This is a genomic window from Actinoplanes sp. NPDC026623 (assembly GCF_040638275.1).
In the GTDB taxonomy this organism is placed as follows: domain Bacteria; phylum Actinomycetota; class Actinomycetes; order Mycobacteriales; family Micromonosporaceae; genus Actinoplanes.
This window is the reverse complement of the sequence record NZ_JBEZXZ010000456.1, coordinates 1-1,193: the sequence shown is the minus strand read 5'-3', so window position 1 is coordinate 1,193 and position 1,193 is coordinate 1. Positions and strand designations below refer to the sequence as shown.

Sequence of the window (1,193 nt, the reverse complement as noted above, 5' to 3'; positions counted from 1 at the left end):
GCCGCCGACCGCGTGGGCTTCGCCGGGGTGCTCGCCCTCGACCTCGCCGGCCTCGGCCGGATGCTGCGGCTCGACCCGGTGTCGCGCACCGCGACGTTCGAGGCCGGGGTCCGCGCCCCGGACGCCGAGCGGCTGCTGGCCGCCGAGGGGCTCACGCTCGGCCACTTCCCGCAGTCCTTCGAGTACGCGAGCCTCGGCGGCTTCGCCGCCACCCGCTCCAGCGGCCAGGCCTCCGCGGGCTACGGCCGCTTCGACCGGATGGTCGTCGGGCTGCGCGCGGCCACCCCCGTCGGCACGCTCGAGCTCGGCCGGGCCCCGGAGTCCGCGGCCGGCCCCGACCTGCGGCAACTGCTGCTCGGTTCCGAGGGCGTCTTCGGGGTCGTCACCGAGCTGACCCTGCGGGTGCGGCCCGCGCCGGCCGCCCGCCGTTACTCCGGATGGACCTTCCCGTCCTTCGCCGACGGTGCCCGCGCGCTGCGCTCGCTCGCCCAGGACGGACCGCTGCCGACCGTGCTGCGGCTCTCCGACGAGACCGAGACCGCGATCAACGCGGCCACCGGCAGCGGCCAGGACGCCGACGGCGGCTGCCTGGCCGTGGTCGGATTCGAGGGCGATCAGGCCGACGTGGCCGCCCGCGCGGACGCCGCGTCGCGCCGGCTGGCCGAGCTCGGCGGCACGTCGCTCGGCGAGGCACCCGGCGAGCAGTGGCGCGCCGGGCGGTTCCGGGCGCCCTACCTGCGCGACGCGCTGCTCGACGCCGGCGCGCTCGCCGAGACCCTCGAAACGGCGACCTTCTGGGACCGGCTGCCCGAGACCTACGCCGCCGTGCGCGACGCGCTCGTCGAGACGCTCGCCGCCGCGGGGACGCCGCCGCTCGTGCTCTGCCACATCTCGCACGTCTACGAGACCGGGGCGTCGCTCTACTTCACCGTGGTGGCGGCCCAGGCGAAGGACCCGGTCGCGCAGTGGCGCGCGGCGAAGGCCGCGGCGAGCGACGCGATCGCCGCCACCGGCGCGACCATCACCCACCATCACGGCGTCGGCCGCGACCACAAGCCCTGGTACGCGCGCGAGATCGGCCCGGTGGGCGTCGCCGCGCTGCGCGGCGTCAAGGACGCGCTCGACCCGCGCGGAATCCTCAACCCGGGGATCCTGCTGCCGTGAGCCGCGAACTCTTCACCGCGATGGTGAAC

General features: G+C 76.8%; 1 protein-coding gene. It reads left to right on the top strand.

Going from position 1 to position 1,193, the window contains the following annotated elements; all coding sequences use genetic code 11:
• On the top strand, window positions 1-1,164 hold a 1,164-nt coding region (locus AB0F10_RS45780; protein ID WP_360640932.1), incomplete at its 5' end, for an FAD-binding oxidoreductase.
• Window positions 1,165-1,193 lie beyond the last annotated feature (29 nt).